Genomic DNA, 19,051 nt, shown 5'->3' on the forward strand with positions numbered 1-19,051 from the left:
TTCGTGAAAGGGGCTATCTCCAATGATCAACTCTCTGGCGGTTGTTGTCCCTGTTTATAACTGTGAAAGGTTTATTCAAAAAACACTAGAAAGTATCGAATCTAGTCTTGATTTCTTTCGTCAAAATTATAATAATGCTGCCGCCGTTAGTGCCGAAATTGTAGTTGTGAATGACGCTTCTTCGGATAATACGGAAGAAGCTGTCAACGATTTTATTCAGCAAAAATCTAGCTACAAATCTATTTATAAAGTCACCCGTCATTCTAAAAGTTTAGGAGCAGGTCCAGCCAGAAATACAGGTGTGAGAATTTCGACTGGAGAAATTTTGTTTTTCTGCGACGGAGATGATCTGTTTCTTAAAGAACATATCTATGTTTGCTACAAAGCATTGAGTCAGGAAATTCCAATTCAACCTGAAGTTATGCCTACCAATCAGGTTGCTGTGGTTAAGACAAAAGCCAAGATTCAAGAACAGCTTCATCCGCATTGGAGGGCTGCAATTGACAATAGTTTGTTGATTAATCTTTGCCTGCGCCGAGACTGTCACGAGTTTGTAGAAGGCTTTCCTGAAGCGGCAGTTTACAAGCAAATTCGGGGACGGGAAGATACAGCTTATCTAGATTGGATTGGCAAGTTTTTCAAGGTCTTTAGAGCCGATCTAGAAACGGTTGAGTATGTCCGTTATCCTGGCAATAGCTTCGATCGCCAGCTTAGAAAATTCCAAACGCCACCAGAAGACTATCAGCTTGATTGGACACCAGAGGAAAACAAATTACATGCGATCGCCACTCAACTAGAATCTGAAAAAACGCTTTATCTATTCAAAAAGCTCTATCAATTAGACCAGCGCTTCATCCCAACTGAATTCATTAATTGGCAACCCATAGTTGCTGAATATTTAGCACAAGAAAAGTGGGTCGAAGCGATCGCCTTTTATCAGCAAAGTAGTGAAATGAAAGAGGCGATCGCCGCAGAACACAAGAATGCACTTGCCAGAGCCTACAACAATTTGGGTACCGCTCTTCACCAACAGAAAGAATTAGAGCAGGCGATTGAATGTTTTCAGCAGGCGATCGCCCTTCAGCCTGATTTTTCTAAAGCTAATCTAGCGCGAATTTGCTTTAATGCTGGAATGGTTTTGCTTGACCAGGAGCAGCTTCAGCAGGCGCTAGCGCTATTCCAACAGGCTTGTGAGGCAGACCCTCATTTAACCCAGGCACAATATCAGCTTTCGAGAACCCGCTATCAGCTTCAGGTGCAGTCTAGAGGCTACCAATTTACCCAGGATTGGTTCAGCAATAACATTCTGGTTTGGGAGCAGCACCTCCTGCCGCTCGCCGGACGAAATCTGCAAGTTTTGGAAATTGGCAGTTGGGAAGGTCGCTCAACCTGTTGGCTGCTCGACCACATCTTGACTCACGGGTCAGCTCAAGTTACCTGCATTGATACGTTTCAGGGAAGTGCCGAACATAGTCGCTTTGATGCCGATTATGTGCAGTCTCTTGAGTCTAGATTTGACGCTAACATTGCTAAAACTGGCGCACCGCAAAAGGTACAAAAGCAGATTGGGCAGTCTCAAGAAAAGCTGCGATCGCTTCCTCTCAGCACTTACGACCTGCTTTACATTGACGGTTCCCATATCGCCAGTGATGTTTTAGAGGATGCCCTGCTAGGCTGGAGATTGGTGAAAGCAAGAGGGCTGATCGTGTTTGACGATTATGGCTTTTCCTTTGACCAAAATACTCAGCACAACCCCAAAGCCGGGATCGATGCCTTCCTCACGATTTTTCGTGACAAGATCAAAATAACCCACAAGTCTTACCAAGTTTTTGTCGAAAAGCTGACTGATTCAGCCTAATTCCCTAGCCTAACCCTTCCCATGAGCGACTGTTCTATTCGTCCTGCCCTAATTACTAATGTGCTGCCCGACTCGATCGCAGCAGAAATCGGTTTTGAGGCAGGCGATCGCCTCGTCTCGATTAACGGGCAACCCTTGCGCGACCTAATTGACTATCAGTTTTTTTGCGCGGACGAGGTTCTAGAACTGGAAGTCTTAGACGCAAAAGGACAGAGCCATCAGGTCGAAATCGAAAAAGAGTATGACGACGACCTGGGACTGGAGTTTGAAACTGCGCTGTTTGACGGACTGATTCAGTGCAACAACCGTTGTCCCTTTTGCTTCATTGACCAGCAGCCACCTGGAATGCGGCAAACCCTTTACCTCAAAGATGACGACTATCGCCTCAGCTTCCTCTACGGTAGCTACCTGACCCTGACCAACCTGACCCAGCGAGAATGGAGCCGCATTGCTCAAATGCGGCTTTCTCCGCTTTACGTCTCGGTTCACGCCACCGAGCCAGAGATCCGCATTCGTCTACTAAAGAACCCTCGCGCTGGACAAATTCTTGATCATCTACGCTGGTTTCAGCAGCATGAGCTGCAAATTCACGCTCAGGTTGTCGTGTGTCCGGGGATCAATGATGGCGAACATTTGGAGCGATCGCTACTTGACCTGGCAAAGTTCCATCAGGGAGACATTCCCGCGGTTGCCTCCGTTGCGGTTGTCCCCGTGGGTTTAACTCGCTTCCGCCCTGTCGAAGATGAACTGGTGCCCGTCACGCCTGCCAAGGCACGAGAAGTAATCGCCCAGGTGCAGGCATTGCAGTCCAAATTTCAGCATCAGCTAGGCTCCACCTTTGCTTGGCTTGCAGACGAATGGTTCCTCATCGGTGGGCAAGACCTGCCGCCTGAGTCGCATTACGAAGATTACCCGCAAATTGGCAATGGGGTAGGCTCAATTCGCCAATTTCTCAAAGAGTTTCAGTCTGCCGCAAAACAATTGCCTGTTAGCGTTTCACCTGCTCGTCGCTTTACCTGGGTGGTTGGCAATGCAGTTGAGCAAGCTTTTCAGCCCATTCTTCAACGGTTAAATCAGGTAAAAGGGCTAGAAGTTGAAATGGTGGCGCTAAACAGCCAATATTGGGGGCAGGAAATTACGGTTACGGGGCTATTGACCGGGCAAGACTTACTTCGTGCCTTGTCGGGCAAAGATTTGGGGCAAGGAATTTTGCTGCCATCTCTGATGCTCAAGCATGACGACTCTCGCTTCCTGGATGATATGAGGCTAGAAGACCTTTCCCAGCAGTTGAATGCCCCTATTCTCAAGGTTAATGGGATTGATCAGCTAATTGAAACCTGCACCAGTTAGAAACGAACCAATCGTTAGGCGTGGAGCGATCGCTTGGGAATGAGGGGCGATCGCTAGCCCTGTTCTGCTAACCAAGCCTGCAAATCGTCTAAACTCGCAAAATCTAGCAGCGCCTCACTCAACTCTTGCAACACTGGCAAGGACAAATTAATCACAGAAGAATTCACAGGTTGAGGAAGTTCTCCTAATCGCTTTGTCAACAGTCGAGACATAGCATGAGCCATTGCTTCGCGACCTTCTTCCTTGATCTCCCGATAAACCCGTGTTTCCTTGAGCGTGATGTCTAGCATCGACTCTATCTCCTTGCGGCTCAACTGCTCAAATCGATACGCCATGATGGTTATCACCATTTCAATTATCGCACGACTACCTGGTGAGGCTGATTCGGTAGGGGTGCGGCTCAATAAACACACTGTAATCTTTTGCGAATTGAGGACAGCAACTTGGATTTTGATTACTCATTTCGGCTCATCCTGTTTGTCCTGTAATTGCGCTGAGTCAAAATGCTGTCCTGTATCAAACACAATGCAAAAGCTAGCTGTCGGTATCAAACGCTGTAAGGTTCTCAACTGGGCTTCTGCGTCGCTGCGACGGCGAAAGCGAGCAACAATCAGGGTATGAGAATCGGGAAAGGAGCGGACGATGCACCAGGGATGCAGGGAATCTCGATAGGATGGCATGGGAAATGGAGGCGATCGCGCTATTGCGTCGCAGTAAGGGAAAATAGGCATGGCAAAGCCTCAGCCTGACTGGACTGCTCAAAAGCAAGCAGAACAAACAGTCACCCGACTGGTAGAGTAGTTGTCCGAAAGACTTCGTTTAATGACAAACTGATGAAGAGACAGTTTCTTAACCCAAACTGCAACTAGGTTGGGAGATAACTGCCTTTATTTAGTGTCTATAAAGCGTAAATCAAATTACGATAACCGTCAACTAATTTACGTAAATGACTAGCAAATCCGATCGATCGCCATTGATGCGACTCAGAGTTCAACGATTTCTGACTCAAAAACAGTTGGCAGATGCGCTAGGTGTAACGGAAACGACGGTAAGAAATTGGGAGGCGGGTCGGGCTGTACCGAGGCTTACGCCTGCTCAATACAAGAAGTTGCTTGAGGTTCTGCAAATTACGTCAGACGAATTGCCAGATCAATTTGGGTTTCCAGAAAATCAAAACGACTGAAGGATAAGCGTTTCCTTAACCCACCAAGCGGATATGCTTAGCTTTGTTCATTCTGCGATGGCTTACTGCTCTACTATTTCAGACATGTGACGGAGGAAGTAGAAGCGATCGCTCTCGTCGATAGAACAGTGCAAGTTAGAAAGTGAGGTTGGTTTTCCAGAAAGTGGTAGCGGCTACGTCCCATAAAACATCTTCATTATTGAGGATGAGGCAGAGCCTCACTATCAGCATTCCCAGGCAGAGCTTAGGAACGAGACAAGTTACCTAACTAACCAATTTAGATTCGCTTTAGAACCTCATTGAAACTTTACCCAATAATTTTTAGCAATTTCAGATATTGGGCACGAACATAAGAATCGTCTGCTCTCTCTAACCAGATCTCAGCTTGCTCCTTGGCTTTTTGTTGTTGCTCAGCATTACCCCTTTCGATCGCCAGTTGAAGATATGCTGTCATTACGTATGAATCACATCCCTCTAAATTTTCGCTTAACCACGAATACGTTTGGTTAAGGAGTTCTTGAGCTGTCTCAAATGTGGCTTTATCTTTAGCGAGTTTTAGACAATTTCTACGCACGTAAGGAGCATCTTGTTGAACTTGCTCCAACCACTTTAATGTCAAAGAAACAGCACTTTGCCCCTGTTCTAGTGTTCCCTGTGAGATGACTAGTTTTAGATATTCTGTCAAAGTGAATGAATTATTAGCCTCAAGATTGTCTGATAACCAGAGAGTTGTTTGATCAATGATTTGGCGTTGCTGATCTAACGTTGCTTTAGACTGAACTAGTTTAAGAAGTGAATTACGAACATAGGATTCGTTTGGGTACTGGAGCAACCACTGAGATGTTTGTGTTATAACCTCTCTGCATTCTTCCGACGTTCCCTGCTTTTGCAGGTTATCTAGATTTTTTTTCACTGTTCCTGAATCCATGCCTGAGACTGAGGATGTCGAGGAACAAGTATCTTGTGAGAGTGCATAATCCCTTCTTGGAGTATCAAGTGGCGGTTGTTCTGCTGGTTCCTGTCTTATGAAGGCAGCACTTGGATCTTGAATTTCAGGAACATCTAAACGAACTGGTGGAGGTTCTGCCGAGGGCTTTTGGGGAGAGAAGAACTTCGGTTCAGGAGGTGCTTGTAATTTCGCTGTTGCAATGTCTGGTATTGCCACAATCGGCTCTTTCCTAAGGCGGTAACACAGTTCTTTAAAGCTTTTTTCCTGCTCAAGGATATACTTATCATTCCCATTGAGAATGGTAGGAACGTGGGTTAGATCTTAGGCAGAAAACACAACAGGAATAAATTTGGTGTTTCTTAATTGATCGTTATACAGGTTCTGCCTAATGATTGTTCCTTCCCATGTAACCCCTCGACCAACCCCTGGCTCTTCATCTCCTCTGAATCGCCGCTTATATGTTTCAGTACAAACTATCAAAACAAACTCAGCCCATTCAATCCTTTTTTCCATCCATAGATCCCATCCTTGCTCTGGAGTATATGGAGGTTTAGCTCTAACATACTCATCTATATCAGCTTCTATTCCCCATGATTTTCGTAGCGTATTTGCTACCGCTACCACACGGTCTTTATGATTGTTTGAGTCCCAGCTATAGCTGACGAAAACTTTTGTAGGTGCTTGTGCTTCCGCTGTCACTGGCTTCTCTCGGGTAGCCTCAGGCGATTGTTTTAGCTGCGTGGCTTGTTGCTGTTTTCTGGCTGCTTCTTGTTTGAGTTGTTCCTGCCGCTGTCGATCTAATTCTCGCTGTTTACGCCTTGCTTCCTCTGCCGCTAACTGTTGCCTCAGTTGCTCGGTTTGGCGCAGTCTCTCCTGTTCTTCCGCCTGTCGTTGTTGCTCTCGCTCAATTCGTTCCTGCTCTGCCTGCTGTTCCTTCGCCTGTCGCTCTGCCAGCTTTCTAGCTCTGAGTTGATCGACCGTTTCTCGAATTTTTTGAGCCACGATCATGAATGCTTCTTCCTGATCTGACCAGCTTGTAATCGCTTTAGCATGTGTTGGGAGGACATTCAATTTACTGAAGGGCACATCTGCATGATTCCAGTCGCAGGGACGTAGGATGATGGGAATCACCCGTGCGGTTCCTTCGGTATGACGGTCGATCGCCCGCCTTAACTCAATACCATAGCAGTATTTAGAAGCGATGAAGTTTCGACTCACCAGCAACAGAATGATATCTGCTGTGTCTAGCTTATTGAGAATGGCTGGCTCCCACTCGGTGCCTGCTTCGAGTTCCAGATCATGCCAAGTGCTGATCTTGTTTGCCTGTCTCAGTGCCGATAGGTGATCTTCTAACGTATTTCGCATATCTAGATCTTTGCGCGAATAGGAGTAAAAGATCTTGATGATTGCCTCTGACACCAACTCCTCCAGCAAACTTGAGATTAGGGCTTGCAATCGATTATAGTCTCCCTCTATGGGTTAATGAAAACGCCTAAGAGATTTGCAAGGGCAAGAATGGGGCGATCGCCCATTCCTCAACTCTTCAAACCCACCAATTCGACCACCACATCAGGAAACGCAACAAGGGCGATCGCAGCACGTACTCCAAACATCGGTCCAATCTAATAGTTATTTCCTAAAAATTTACGCAAAACTAAACGATTGCTTCCGATTAATACCGATTACCCAACATCCTACGACTGGTGCTTTGGCATGAGCTTTAACCTTGCAATCAGATCGTAAACCAGTGTTGAATCATCAGCTGTAGCAATGTCAGAGTTATGTTGTAGAGATCTGTTAGTTCAAAACTTTTTGCCGCAGAGGAATCTGAATAACAAACTCAGTTCCCTGCCCAGGAGTGGAATAGCATTCCAATTTGCCACCGTGTTTCTCTGTAACAATTTGATAGCTAATAGACATGCCCATGCCCGTGCCTTTGCCAAAAGGTTTGGTGGTAAAGAAGGGGTCAAAAATACGCTGCCGAACGGCTTCGGGCATCCCTGATCCGTTGTCGGCGATCGCCACTTCTACCCATTCCTCACTTAAAACAGATGTACGGATTGTAATTTCGCTTGGCTGGCTCTTCACTTCCTCATGAGTACGTTGAATACTTTCTTCTAATGCATCTAGAGCATTCACCAAAACATTCATAAACACCTGGTTAAGCTGCCCAGCGAAACATTCCACCAGAGGAAGTGATCCGTAGTTTTTTATTAATTCAATCCTTGAATGTTCAGACTTAGCTTTAAAGCGATGCTGCAAAATCAGTAAGGTGCTGTCAATGCCTTCGTGAATATCAACTGCCTTAAATTCAGATTCATCCATTCGCGAGAAGTTTCGTAAAGACAACACAATTTGTCGAATGCGCCCGGTTCCTAATTTCATAGAATTCAATATCTTTGGCAAATCTTCTTGCAAAAACTCCAGGTCGATCTCTTCAACAGTCGTTTGAATTTCAGTGACAGAGTCGGGATAGTACTGCTGATATAGCTGCACAATTCTCAATAAATCTTCAGTGTATTCCTGCACTGGGTCGAGATTGCCGTGAATGAAATTGACTGGATTGTTAATCTCATGCGCTACTCCAGCAACCAGTTGCCCCAGACTCGACATTTTTTCGCTTTGAATCATTTGAATCTGGGTGTGCTGCAATTTTATCAGCGTATTTTTGAGTTCAGCCGTGCGCTCTTCCACCCGATCTTCCAATTCCGCCTTGCTTTGCTCCAGTGCGGCAAACGATTGATACAGCTGGTTTGCCATGTGGTTAAAGGAATTGGACAATGCATCGAGTTCGCGAATTCTGCTTTTTTCTACCGTCTGTTCTAGATTGCCGTCTGCTACTGACTCACTAGCGTGGCTGAGGTGAAGAATCGGTTGCACAATCCAACGTGAGGTCAATACGCTCATAATCAAAGCAAGCACTAATGCACCCAAACAAAGGGCGATCGTAATGTGCGTGTTGGCATCAATTTGAGCCATAAATGTGTTTTCCGGCACACTGATGACCAATAGCCAATCCAAACCATACTCATCACGCCAGGGCACAACGCTGACAAAGTGCTGTTGCCCCTGAATCTCAAGCCGAAAGTCAGTATGTTGGGTGATTGACTGTAACCCACTAGAAGTTTGGAGGTGTTGAACAACAGTTTGGATAATTGGATTGGAACTATCAATCGCCCGCAGTCGATGAATTTTTCGGTTGACCAGGGTAAAAGGTCTTTCTGTGCCAGAGCTAGCAATCAGTGTGCCATCTCGCTCCATCAGGAAGACTTGCCCAGATTGGCTAACTTCTAATCTATTTAGAAAATCGTTGAGTTTGAGTAGATGAATATCAGAGGCAATCATTCCTAAAAGGCGATTTTGCGAATCGTAGATGGGGCGACTGGCAGAGGCCGCAATGTAGGGCCCGTTGGGCAAATTTGCAGCATAAATCTTCCAGATGGGTTTACCAGCAGCAATCGGTTCGGTGTACCAAGCTTCGCTAAAACTGTTCCAAGTCCAGCGATAATTCACTCGGGTTCGGCGTCCCTGGCGGTCAGTGGCGTAGTTGATGGTGTTATTCGACTGTCTAGCCACCCAATCATCAATGGTGATGGTTCTGCCATCGTACCGAGCGGTTCCAATCCCTTCCCCTGTGGTTAGACCTATGCCAATGTAAGACAGGTCATACGCCTGCATTTGATCCCAGAAATACTCGCCAACGGCTTCCTGCTCGCGCACATCCAGAATTCCTCTCTTAATGGCATCTGCGTTAATCTGATTCAGCGTTTGCGGGATAGAAAGGTAAGACTGTAAGTGTTCATCTACTACATTGCTGGTGCGATCGATCACCTGTTCTGCCAGATTGTTCACAGCTCTTTGCCCATTTTTGAGAGACAGGTAGCCGACCAAGCTAACCGTTCCGAAAATTTGCAGAACAAAGGGAACAACTAGAACGATCTGCAAAGGTAGTGCTTTACTGCTGCGGAGTTGAGGAATCTTCATGGGAGGAAGGGGAAGTCAGCAGCTTTAGGATTCCCGTGATCCCTCATCCAAAACCGTGTCCTAAAGGATGCGTGTAATACCAATGCTAATAAAGGGCTACAGATGGAAGGACACCCCGCAGAGCGGGGTGTCCTTCCATCTGTAGCCCTTTTTGGAGAAACGTTATAGCGCTATATCCAGGAGTGATTTAATTGAAGGAGCATAGCAGTTGCTTGAGGCGAATCAATCATGCTATCCCTTCCTGGCTATTTCATTGGCTCAAAGATTTATGAAAGCGCGAATTCGCTAGTGTATCGAGGGGTGCGGGAGCTAGATTTGCAGCCGCTGGTGTTTAAAGCGCTAAAGCCTGACTATCCCACCCCCGATGAGTTGACGCGGTATCGACAAGAGCACGAAATTACCCGATCGTTAAATCTGGAAGGGGTAATCCAGGTCTATGGCATTGAAACTTATCAAAATACCCTGGTGATGTTTCTAGAAGATTTTGCTGGAGAATCTTTAGCCTACTGGCTGACTCAGCGGGCGCTTACTCTTACAGAAGCGCTTACTCTAGGAATTCAGATCACTGAGATTTTGGGGCAAGTACACCAGCAGCAGGTCATTCACAAAGACATTAACCCCTCTAATATTGTCTGGAATCCGACGACTGGGCAGCTTAAGCTGATTGATTTTGGCATTGCCAGTCGAATTACCCGAGAAACCCCTACGCTCCGTAACCCGGATATCTTAGAAGGTACTCTTGCCTATATGTCTCCAGAGCAGACTGGGCGGATGAATCGATCGATTGATTACCGCACTGACTTTTACTCTCTCGGCATGACGCTATATGAACTGCTGACCCAGCAACTTCCCTTTACTGCCGATGATGCGCTGGAATTAGTTCACTGTCACTTAGCCAAAAATCCTGTTTCGCCGAGCGATCGCCTCTCCACGATTCCCCAACCCGTCTCTGCGATCGTGATGAAACTGCTGGCAAAAACCGCAGAAGACCGCTATCAAAGCTGTCGGGGCATTCAATCTGATCTTGAAGCCTGTCTGACTCAGTTGCAAACTATACAAGAAGTTGCAGCCTTCCCTTTGGCGCGATACGACAGTTCAGAAACCTTTCAGATTCCTCAAAAACTGTATGGCAGAAATCAAGAAGTTGAGGCATTGTTAGCGGCATTTGAGCGGGTGGTAGGAGCAGGGAATAGGAAGGGGGAGGGAATGGAGGATGGGGGATGGGGAAATCCAGCCCCGAACCTTGTTCCCCCTCAAAGCGAACTCATGCTCATCTCCGGTTACTCCGGTATTGGTAAAACATCGTTAGTGCAGGAAATCTACAAGCCGATTACCCAGCAGCGGGGATATGTTATTACCGGAAAGTTTGATCAATATCAGCGTAATATTCCCTATTCTGCATTCGTTAATGCGTTTTCTGGGTGGGTAGAGCAGTTGTTGACGGAGCCAGAAACCCAACTGAATGATTGGCGATCGCAACTGTTGTCTGCACTAGAACCCAACACTCAAGTGATGGTGGATGTGATTCCTGAACTGGCACTGGTGTTAGGTCCACAACCCCCTGTACCGGAACTACCGCCCACAGAAACCCGAAATCGCTTCAATCGGGTATTGCAGCAGTTTATTCAGGTCTTGGCACAACCTCATCACCCGCTCGTTATCTTTCTAGACGATTTGCAGTGGGTTGATGCTGCATCGCTGCAATTGATCCAGGTGTTGATGACGACAAAGGTTCCTTTTCTGTTCTTGATTGGAGCCTATCGAGACAATGAAGTGAGTGCTACTCATCCTTTAACTCAGGCGATCGCAGAGATGCAAAGCGCAGGAATCCCCATTCAAGCGATCGCCCTCTCACCTCTACAGAAACTGGATATCCAACACTTATTGGTGGACACCCTAAATCGTTCTATGGAGGAGGTTGCACCCCTGGCAGATCTGGTGCTGACCAAAACCAATGGCAATCCCTTCTTCGTTAATGAGTTTTTGCGGGCGCTGTATGTCGAACAGTTGCTCACGTTTGATTATCAGAATAACCAGTGGAAATGGGCGATCGCCGAGATTCAACAACGCAATATCACCGACAACGTAGTGGAATTGCTTGTGATTAAAATCCAACGTTTGCAGCAGAACAACCAGGATGGATTGCGGTATGCGGCATGTATTGGTAACCGATTTGATCTGCAAACATTGACATTCGTTTTACAGTCGGTGGGTGTTCTTCAAGAAGCTGATGCAGTGCAGGCAATTGTGCTGCTCAAAGAAGCGGTCAACATCGGTTTGATCATTCCGCTTAACGATAGCTATAAGCGAATGGAGTTAGGCATCCCTAAATCAGGTGATGCGTTGCGAATGGAGTACAAGTTTGCCCACGACCGGATTCAGCAAGCAGCTTATTCTCTTAACTCAGTGGCAGAACGACCTGCGATTCACTGGCGGGTCGGACAGAAAATCTTGCAACACACCCCACCAGAACAACGAGAACAGCACATTTTTGATATTGTGAATCAGCTGAACATAGGGGTAGAGCTTGCTCCATCGGCAGCGCGACAAGAACTGGTACGGTTGAACCTAATTGCAGCCCAGAAAGCCAAAGCCTCTGCTGCCTTTAGCGCAACTATGCAGTATCTCAAAACTGCCCTAGACCTGTTACCGCAAGATTCCTGGCACACCGAGTATTACCTGACGCTAGCACTCTACACTCTGGCGGCTGAGGCAGCTTATCTGAATGGCGATCTGGAGCAGACCGAGCAATTTACAGCCATTGTGCTGACACACGCTCGAAGTCTACCCGATAAGGTCAAGATCTACGAGGTGCAGATTCAGGCATATGGTTCTCAAATGCAGTTTTTAGCCGCGCTGCAAATCGGACTCAAGACCTTAGAGGAGTTTGGGGTAATTTTGCCCGTATCACCCACTAGTGCGGAGATTGAAGCTGCATTTGGTGAAACGGCTGCAAGGCTGGCTGATCGGCAAATTCAGACCCTCATTGATTTGCCGCCTATGACCGATGCGATCGCCATTCAGAGTCTCCGAATTTTGACTCATCTGCTTGCCCCTTCCTATCAGGCTGCGCCGCCGCTCTTTCCTCTGCTCATTCTCAAGATGGTGAATTTGTCTGTTGAGTATGGCAACCATGAACTGTCGGCATTTGCCTATGCAGCCTATGCCAACATCTTAAACTGTGTAGTTTTAGATCTGGATCGAAGCTATCAGTTTGTTGAATTGGGCCTTCGCCTGTTGGAGCAGTTTCCCAATTCTCTGCTTCGATGTAAGACCTTATTCATGGCAAACTGCTCGGTTCGATTTTGCAAAGTTCATCTTAGAGAAACCATTCAGCCGTTACAAGAGGCTTATCAGTTAGGGATTGAGTCAGGCGACATTGAATTTGCGGGTTACAGCATTTTGCATCACTGCGATCACTGTTTCTTTGTGGGAATGCCATTAGCAGAGGTACAACACAAGATCACAGATTATGTTGAAGCACTAACGCAGCTCAAAGAATCAACGAATACCAATGCACTTCAGGTTTACCAGCAAACGATCGCAAACTTGACACAATCTACCCCCAATCCAACCCTGTTGGTAGGTGAAGCCTATAATGAGTCCCAAGAATTACCGCTATTGCAGCAGGCAAACCACCATAAGGGATTGTTCTATCTATACTTCAATAAACTGTTACTGAGCTGCTATTTTCAGGATGCAGACAGGGCTGTAGAAAATGCTAATCAGGCAAACCGCTATCCTGAGGGTGGACGCTCTAACGCAGTCTTTCCAATTTTTTACTTCTATGATTCTCTGGCGCGGTTGATGCAATACCCCACTGCCAGCCCGGAAGTGCAGTCAGCTATTCTGCAACGGATAACCAAGAATCAGGAGAAAATGCAGCTTTGGGCATACCACGCGCCGACAAATAATCTGCACCGATGGCATTTGATCGAAGCAGAGCGATATCAAGTGTTAGGAGAAGATGCAGAAGCGATCGCTAACTATGATCGTGCAGTGGATCTTGCGAAAGAACACGGTTATATCCACGAGCAAGCATTAGCCTATGAACGGACAGCTCTGTTTTATCTGGAGCGGGGCAAGGAAATCTTGGCTAGAGCTTATCTGCAAGAAGCGCAGTATTGCTACCTAAGGTGGGGAGCAATGGCTAAAGTAGACGCGCTAGAAGCACGCTATCCCAATTTGTTGCAACAACGGAGCGCATCGACAGGCGTTAATCTAAATGTTTCCTTGACTACGACAAACAGCAGCCATGCTGAGACGCTGGATTTAGCAACTGTGGTCAAAGCGTCTCGGGTGCTTTCTGGAGAACTCAATCTGGAAAAACTGCTAGAGCAACTCATGACTCTGGTACTGCAAAATGCTGGAGCGCAAGCCGGAACGCTCTTGCTGCAAACCAATCAACATTTCCGCATTGAGGCAACTGGAACCGTTGATCCAGTCGAGGTCGTTGTTCACTCATCCACATCCCTAGAAGACACGGACCAACTACCGATTTCACTGATTCAGTATGTGATCCGAAAACAGAAAACCATTATTCTAGAAGATGCGATTCGAGAAATGCGCTTTGCTGGCGATCGTTATATCCAGTCTCGACAGCCCAAATCCGTTTTGTGTACACCTATTCAAGGACACGGCAAGCTGATCGGAATTCTATATCTAGAAAATAATCTCACCACCGATGCGTTTACCCTGGATCGGGCAGTTATCTTGCAGGTTTTGACGGCACAGGCGGCGATCGCCCTGGAAAATGCCCGACTGTATGAACAGTTAGAAATCTATTCTCAAACGCTAGAAGCAAATAATTACGCCTTGCAGCAAGAAGTGAGCGATCGCCGTCGGGCTGAAGAACAACTCCGACACAGCTTGAGTGAACGGGAAGTGCTGCTTAAAGAAATTCACCATCGCGTCAAAAACAACTTACAAATTATTTCTGGACTGCTGCAGCTCCAGGCTCAAAGCGTGACGGATACGGCAGCGACTAACATTCTGCGCGAAAGCCAGCATCGAATTGAGTCAATGTCACTGATCCATAAGAAGCTATATGCTTCATCTGATTTTGGTGAGATTGATTTATCCGACTATATTCCCAGTCTGGCGAGTAACCTGATTGCCTCATACCAACTCGGTCCTGGGCACGTCAACCTGCACATGGACATTGCAAGGGTTTTGCTCAACATTGATCAGGCAATTCCCTGTGGGTTAATTGTGAATGAATTGATCTCGAATGCTCTAAAGTATGCATTTCCGGGCGATCGCACTGGCGAAATTCAGATTTATCTGCCGTCACCTTCACACCAGCAGATTGAGTTAACCATTCGAGACAATGGCGTCGGTTTACCAGAAACTGTGGACTGGAAATATAGCCAATCTTTGGGACTTTCGCTCGTCCATGACCTGGTCGTTGAACAGCTAGAGGGCAGTCTGACCGTTGAACGAGACCACGGAACAACCTTTAGAATTAAGTTTCCGCAAGCATCGCTTTTGAATCCCAATTGATTGCAGAAATAATTGCAGAAAATTGAAGTAGGATATCACTGCCAGTCTTGAAGATCAGGTTTCTCTATGATCGAGAGAAACTTGCCGCCTGTCTCCAGTAGGATATTCTAATGGAAGCCAAAATTTTAGTGGTTGAAGATGAGGTTATCGTTGCCCGCACGATTGCTAGTCAGCTCATGCAGCTCGGTTACACCGTCGTTGGCACAGCCTCCTCTGGTGCGGCAGCGATCGACAAAGTGAACCGGACTGAACCCGACTTGGTGCTGATGGATGTGATGTTAAAGGGGGAGATGGATGGTATCACTGCGGCTAGCCAAATTTGCAGCCAACACGATATCCCCATTGTGTTTTTAACTGCTTATGCTGATGAAAACACGTTACAGCGAGCAAAAAACACTCTCCCCTTGGGCTACATTGTTAAGCCCTTCAACTCAGGAGAACTGCGCGTTGCAGTTGAGTTAGCGCTGTTTAAGCATCAGGTTGAAAAGGAACTGCGAACCAATCGGTCTTACCTGGCAACGCTGCTGCACTCCATGAATGATGCAGTCATCGCAACAGATGAACAGGGATTAATCACCTTCATGAACCCGGCGGCAGAGGACTTGACGGGTTGGCGAGAAGCTGAGGCCTCTGGCAAGGACATAACGGAGGTGTTTCGTCTTGTAGATGAAGTGACCGATCTGCCGGTTGAGCATCCTGTAACGCAAGTTCTACAAACTCAGGAAGTCGCTTTCCTAAAAGAATTCACGGCTCTGATAAACCGGAATGGCGATCGCATCCCCATTGGCGATAGTGCCTCTCCTCTATATCGTCAGCTAGAGGGAATTGGTGGAGTCGTTGTGGTGTTTTGGGACATGAGTGCTTACCGTCAAAGTGAGTTATTGCAAAAAGCATTAGAAACAGAACAAGAGTTGAATCAACTCAAATCTCAATTTATTTCAACCGTCTCGCATGAGTTTCGCAACCCCCTAGCTGTGATTCGGACAGCGGCCGAATTGCTAGACCTACGAGGGGGAGGAATGTTTGACGACAGAATGAGAGGCTACATACAGCGGATTAGAGACTCTGTCGAGCAGATGAATCAACTGATGGAAGATGTGTTAATCATGGGACGAGTTGAAGCAGAGCGTTTACCCTTTAATCCTGCTCCAATCGACCTACAGCAGCTATGCCAGGATCTACTGGAGGAATGCTCCCTTAATCTCTCTGACTCCCATGAGATAGTATTCACATACTCAGGTGATGCGCTAGAAACCCGGATGGATGAAACGCTCCTCCGTCTAATTCTCTCCAATTTACTGAATAATGCCATTAAGTACTCACCCACAGGTGGAAGAGTTCATCTTGACTACACCTATGTGCTAGACCAACAAACGATTGTGTTTAAGGTGCAAGACCAGGGCATTGGTATTCCCCAGTCAGAACAAGCCCAACTGTTTGAATCCTTCTTTCGAGCGTCTAACGCTCAACTGCTTCAAGGAACAGGCTTGGGGTTAGCGATCGCCAAACGGTGTGTGGAATTGCATCAAGGACAAATTGAAGTCACCAGTGAGCTTGATATTGGAACAACTTTTACTGTCATCCTACCTTACGCACCCAAGGTTTAGAGTACCGCTACCATTCACACAGGAGATCTAATATACAGTAGGAGCTTCCAAGGAGAATCAATGGATACATTATTAGTTGTCGGTTTCTTCGTTCTTGCGGCTGTTTCCATCTTTCTGGAGATATGGAAGCAACTGAAACTGCAACAGCAACCTGTATTGTCTTCCCCTGCACGAGTCGCTGCAAAATATTCTAGTGCGAGAGAATTGGGGGATACACGGGGAGGCTATTCCTCTACTCCACGATATGTTGTTTTTGAGTTGGAATCAGGGAGAACCATAACCTTGAAAGTAGGAAGTTTGTACGACGCGATCGCTGAAGGTGAGAAAGGGATTCTGACTTATCAGGGAGATCAATGTCTAAATTTTCAGTGGTAGCAATCGCATTGATGCGACTCATTCCAGCTCATTGGAATTGTACTGCAAACACTCTGGATGACCATCAGATAGGCGAAGTAAGAACTGTAGGTTGGGTTACGCTCCGCTCCACCCAACCTACGCCTTATCTCAATTGAGGCTATTGAATGGCGCTTCATTGACTTGAGCTTCATGCTAGAAACCTCTCTTGGTTAGAATTTTTGGAACGATCTGTTGTTTGGGCGATCGGACTAACCGTCAGAATGCACGGCGAAACTGAGAGTTGCCTGAGTTAGCCCTGAGAGTTTTCAGAAAAGAGCGTCAACAGGAAGTTCCTTTTCCTTAGAGTTGGAATCTTTGGGATTGCTGCTTAAAATCCTACTTAAACCGCGATTTCTATTTGACCGTCAGGCAAATGTTAGAGCGATCGCTGTTACCCATCGTTGATATGAGTTAGAAAATTATGGAAACCGCAGATTTGATTGTGATTGGCAGTGGACAGGGTGGAGTTCCCCTCGCGGCTGACTTTGCTAAGGAAGGACGCAAAGTTGTCTTATTTGAGCGGGATGCATTAGGTGGAAGCTGCATTAACTATGGCTGCACTCCCTCTAAAGCATTCTTAGCAGCAGCTCACAATGCTGGTCGCGCCCGTTTAGCCAAAAAGCTAGGCGTTCATGCTCAGGTTGAGGTTGATTTTCCGGCTGTAATGGAGCGGGTTCGAGGAATTCGTCATCAGTTTAATCAGGGGACAAAACGACGGCTGGAAAGTGCGGGAGTTCAAGTCGTTTGTGCTGAAGCCTCGTTCGCTGATTATCACACCGTTACAGCAGGAGATGTCACCGTTGAGGCACCTCTTGTCGTGATCAACACCGGCACATCGTCGTTGATTCCCAATATTCCGGGTCTAGCGGACACTCCTTTTCTCACCAATCGCAACTTCTTTGACTTACAGGAATTGCCGCCTCGCCTGCTAGTGATTGGCGGAGGCTACATTGGTCTGGAGCTAGGGCAAGGGTTGGCACGTCTGGGCAGTGAGACGCATCTGATTGTGAGGGGCGATCGCCTCTTGGCTCAAGAGGAAGCCGAGGTCAGCGACACGCTAGCAGAAGCATTCCGGCAGGACGGTATCTCACTTCATTTCAATGTCAACACTGAAAAGGTGACTCATGCGGATGGCGTATTTACATTAACGCTGGATGATGGTGAGACCCTGCAAGGAGAAGCCTTGCTCGTCGTAATTGGACGCAAGCCCAACACCAGTACTTTAAATGCAGCGGCAGCCGATCTGGAGTTAGACTCACAAGGCTTTGTCAAGATTGACGATCAGTTTCAAACCTCCAGCCCTGGGGTTTATGCGATCGGAGATGCAGCAAGACAGCCTGCTTTCACGCACGTTTCCTGGGAAGACTATCGCCGCTTAAAGGCAATTTTGTGTGGAGAACGGCGCACCCGTAGCGATCGCGTTTTGGGGTATGCAGTCTACACTGAGCCGCAGGTTGGGCGCGTCGGCATGACGTTAGAACAGGCTCAGCACCAAGGCATTAATGCGCGCTGTGTCACCTTACCAATGGCTCACATTGCGCGAGCAATTGAGTGGGGACATGACCTCGGCTTTTATCAAATGGTCGTTGATCAGGATACCGACCAAATTTTGGGCGCAACGCTGGTGGGATATGAGGCGGCTGAACTCGTCCACGTCTTCCTGTCTTTGATGGAGGCTAAAGCTACCTGGCGACTGCTAGAGCAGTCTGTTCACATTCACCCCACCTACGGTGAAGCGTTGCCCAGCCTAGCCAGATTGCTGATTGGAGACGATATGCCTTCGTGTCCCAATATGTAGTCGGACTTTTATTCCTTTAAACTCATGTCATTCAAGAGGTTTGACGATGAAGTTTAGGCGTTGCTGAATGCGAGTATGATTTACGGATCTCAATTCCCTCTGTAAGGGCATGGCATTGCCATGCCCTTACGAAATTCATACTGCTTACCCTGGTCAAAGTCAACGCTAAGTTTGGAGTTGCTAAGTTTGAAAGTTAGTAGTGTTAAGCAGGCTTAAATAGCTTGGATTGAGCCATGCACAACCCCAACAGGTGTAAATGTTGGATACACGTTGGATAAATGTTGGATAAATGTTGGTTTTCCGTTGACAACTACAACCCGCATCATGAAGGCTTGATAGGATAAGGTCACATACGCCATGACCATCCATTTGAAGGCTCCTGAGTTTGTATAGAGGTAAGGATGTTTTCTTTAATTTCACGCCG

Annotated in this window: 13 protein-coding genes; 8 read left to right on the top strand and 5 right to left on the bottom strand. The window is 46.9% G+C overall.

The genetic code is table 11. The features are described from left to right. The first annotated feature begins 22 nt into the window (after window positions 1-22). Window positions 23-1,858, top strand: coding sequence for a class I SAM-dependent methyltransferase (locus H6F93_RS30510; RefSeq protein ID WP_190689356.1), 1,836 nt, complete (start codon window positions 23-25; stop codon window positions 1,856-1,858). Between the two features lie 21 nt (window positions 1,859-1,879). Beyond that, the gene (locus tag H6F93_RS30515) at window positions 1,880-3,208 is read left to right on the top strand and encodes a TIGR03279 family radical SAM protein (protein WP_190689360.1); all 1,329 of its coding nucleotides are present in this window, start codon (window positions 1,880-1,882) and stop codon (window positions 3,206-3,208) included. 53 nt (window positions 3,209-3,261) lie between these two features. Here the strand turns inward: H6F93_RS30515 and H6F93_RS30520 are convergent, their stop codons facing one another. Further along, window positions 3,262-3,621 carry a DUF4351 domain-containing protein gene (locus H6F93_RS30520; RefSeq protein WP_347277382.1) on the bottom strand — a complete coding sequence of 120 codons (360 nt, stop codon included), beginning with the start codon at window positions 3,619-3,621 and terminating at the stop codon, window positions 3,262-3,264. 45 nt (window positions 3,622-3,666) lie between these two features. Continuing rightward, entirely contained in the window at window positions 3,667-3,939 is a 273-nt protein-coding gene (locus tag H6F93_RS30525; protein ID WP_199314215.1) for a hypothetical protein, read from the bottom strand. Between the two features lie 215 nt (window positions 3,940-4,154). Between H6F93_RS30525 and H6F93_RS30530 the strand changes: the two genes are divergently transcribed. Then, entirely contained in the window at window positions 4,155-4,391 is a 237-nt protein-coding gene (locus tag H6F93_RS30530) for a helix-turn-helix domain-containing protein (RefSeq protein ID WP_190689363.1), read from the top strand. 307 nt (window positions 4,392-4,698) lie between these two features. On the opposite strand, the gene H6F93_RS30535 is transcribed toward H6F93_RS30530, so the two are convergent. Next, window positions 4,699-5,556: a hypothetical protein gene (locus H6F93_RS30535; protein ID WP_190689366.1), complete on the bottom strand. Its 858-nt coding sequence runs from the start codon at window positions 5,554-5,556 to the stop codon at window positions 4,699-4,701. 105 nt (window positions 5,557-5,661) lie between these two features. After that, window positions 5,662-6,795: a TIR domain-containing protein gene (locus H6F93_RS30540; protein WP_190689368.1), complete on the bottom strand. Its 1,134-nt coding sequence runs from the start codon at window positions 6,793-6,795 to the stop codon at window positions 5,662-5,664. Here H6F93_RS30540 and H6F93_RS30545 point away from each other — a divergent pair. Further along, window positions 6,790-6,966 (top strand): hypothetical protein, encoded by a 177-nt coding sequence (locus H6F93_RS30545; RefSeq protein ID WP_206755788.1) that lies wholly within the window; start codon window positions 6,790-6,792, stop codon window positions 6,964-6,966. The genes H6F93_RS30540 and H6F93_RS30545 overlap by 6 nt on opposite strands. 171 nt (window positions 6,967-7,137) lie before the next feature. Here the strand turns inward: H6F93_RS30545 and H6F93_RS30550 are convergent, their stop codons facing one another. Next, entirely contained in the window at window positions 7,138-9,324 is a 2,187-nt protein-coding gene (locus tag H6F93_RS30550) for a sensor histidine kinase (protein WP_190689374.1), read from the bottom strand. A 228-nt stretch (window positions 9,325-9,552) separates the two neighbouring features. Here H6F93_RS30550 and H6F93_RS30555 point away from each other — a divergent pair, with 228 nt between their 5' ends. From H6F93_RS30555 to H6F93_RS30570, 4 genes are all read left to right on the top strand, one after another. Further along, a complete protein-coding gene (locus tag H6F93_RS30555) occupies window positions 9,553-14,826 on the top strand; it encodes an AAA family ATPase (RefSeq protein ID WP_190689378.1) in 5,274 nt (1,757 codons plus the stop codon). A gap of 110 nt (window positions 14,827-14,936) precedes the next feature. Further along, complete coding sequence (locus H6F93_RS30560; RefSeq protein ID WP_190689381.1) at window positions 14,937-16,433, top strand: hybrid sensor histidine kinase/response regulator; 1,497 nt, start codon at window positions 14,937-14,939, stop codon at window positions 16,431-16,433. Window positions 16,434-16,493: 60 nt separating this feature from the next. Continuing rightward, entirely contained in the window at window positions 16,494-16,808 is a 315-nt protein-coding gene (locus tag H6F93_RS30565) for a DUF2500 domain-containing protein (protein WP_190689385.1), read from the top strand. Between the two features lie 442 nt (window positions 16,809-17,250). Beyond that, entirely contained in the window at window positions 17,251-18,627 is a 1,377-nt protein-coding gene (locus tag H6F93_RS30570) for a dihydrolipoyl dehydrogenase family protein (protein WP_190689388.1), read from the top strand. The last annotated feature ends 424 nt before the right edge of the window (window positions 18,628-19,051 follow it).

This window comes from Leptolyngbya sp. FACHB-671 (assembly GCF_014695745.1).
In the GTDB taxonomy this organism is placed as follows: domain Bacteria; phylum Cyanobacteriota; class Cyanobacteriia; order Elainellales; family Elainellaceae; genus JAAUTN01.